Below are 1,781 nucleotides of genomic sequence, written 5' to 3' on the forward strand. Positions count from 1 at the left end.
TCTGCTTTTCGCTCAGGCTGTGTGAAAACTGCTGATCACCTTTTGGTCTAAGCACAAGATTTTTATGATCAATCGTTCTTGATAAAACAATCCTTGCAGCAACCGTTTGACTAAAATTACTAATAGGTAAATTTATAAACGTGTGCACTTATGTCTCATCATATTAAAGGTCAGGGCCGGCATCAAATAACATTACTACCTGAAGCGCTGGATGACTTTGTTACAGAAGATAATCCTGTCAGAGTAATTGATATATTTGTAGATGGATTGCAGCTTGACTCACTTGGCTTTGAGAGAGTTGCAGCCAAACAAACTGGGCGACCAGGCTATCACCCAGCAACCTTATTAAAGCTTTATATTTATGGTTACCTTAACCGCATCCAATCTTCTCGTAGGCTAGAAAAAGAAACACATCGCAACGTTGAGCTGATGTGGTTACTTGAAAGATTGACACCCGATTTTAAAACCATCGCTGATTTTAGAAAAACCAATGGCAAAGGCATTAAGAATGCGTGTAAGGCATTTATTGATGTGTGTCGCCAGATGCAGATGTTTACTGACGTCATAGTCGCTATCGACGGAAGCAAATTCAAAGCGGTAAACAGCAAGCCTAATAACTTTACGCCACAGAAAGCAAAAGATCATATTGAACGGGTTGAACAAAGTATTAATAAGTACCTGAGCAAACTCGATGAGAGTGACAAAAACTCAGAGAATGATGCCAGTTCAGAATTAAATGCTACAAAATTAGCGTGGTTAAGAAAACGGCTAGAAGAACTTAAGGGTATTCAAAAAATTGTTGAACAGCAGCCAGATAAGCAACTGTCATTAACCGATCCTGATTCTCGATTGATGAAAACAAATAACATGAACAGGCAAGTCTGCTACAACGTGCAAACGGCTGTAGATACCAAGAATCACCTAATCGTTGCGCACAAAGTCACCAACACAACAGATCGAGGCCAACTGAGTTCGGTAACTAAATTGGTACAGGAAGCCGTTGACCAAAAAGAGATAACGGTCCTTGCAGATAAAGGTTATTACAGCCGCGGTGATATAAAAGAGATCCTAGATTCAGGTGCAGTAGCACTAGTGCCGAAAGGTGACACCTCTGGAGCTGACCGCAAAGGGCTTTATAACCTCGCACTGTTTAAATATAACCAGGAAAAAGACATCTACATTTGCCCTGCGGGTAACGAGCTTCAGAATCGGTTTACCACCGTTGAAGATGGCTTAGAATTGCAAATGTACTTTAATTGTATTGCTTGTCGGGATTGCAGCCAGCGCGCCAAATGCACAACGTCAAAAAGTGCAGCTAGGCGGATCAGGCGTTGGGTGCATGAATCTGAAATGGAAAACATGCAGGCTAAGTTAGATGCTGCACCACAAACAGCTACGATACGAAAGCAAACCGTAGAGCATCCGTTTGGGACAATAAAAATGTGGATGGGTGCAACTCATTTCCTAATGCGGCGATTTACAAATGTCAGTACAGAAATCAGCTTACACATCTTGGCATACAACCTGAAACGGATGATATCGATTTGGGGTGTTGCGGGGTTACAAATGAAGTTCAAGGAGCTTTATCAATAGACAGGTTGTATTGCGTTTAACGTCTAGCCAGTTACAAAAACCACTTAATTATGTCGATTCCCTCAAATCAAACACGTTAAAAGTCAAAATTGCTCTTAGTTAGCTTGATACAGCAGAATTTTACCGATGCTCGGGATTGACCTGATCAAAAGTCAGGAAATATTGAGTTTTTACACAGCCTGCGCTCA

General features: G+C 41.2%; 1 protein-coding gene. It reads left to right on the forward strand.

Annotated elements, in window-relative coordinates; all coding sequences use genetic code 11:
• Window positions 1–150 precede the first annotated feature (150 nt).
• Window positions 151–1,593: an IS1182 family transposase gene (locus IE163_RS17615; RefSeq protein ID WP_189434468.1), complete on the forward strand. Its 1,443-nt coding sequence runs from the start codon at window positions 151–153 to the stop codon at window positions 1,591–1,593.
• The last annotated feature ends 188 nt before the right edge of the window (window positions 1,594–1,781 follow it).

This window comes from Alishewanella longhuensis (assembly GCF_014653435.1).
In the GTDB taxonomy this organism is placed as follows: domain Bacteria; phylum Pseudomonadota; class Gammaproteobacteria; order Enterobacterales; family Alteromonadaceae; genus Alishewanella; species Alishewanella longhuensis.

Coding starts and splice junctions, on each gene's coding strand:
- IE163_RS17615 (WP_189434468.1), top strand. CDS start 151: ATGTCTCATCATATTAAAGGTCAGGGCCGGCATCAAATAACATTACTA.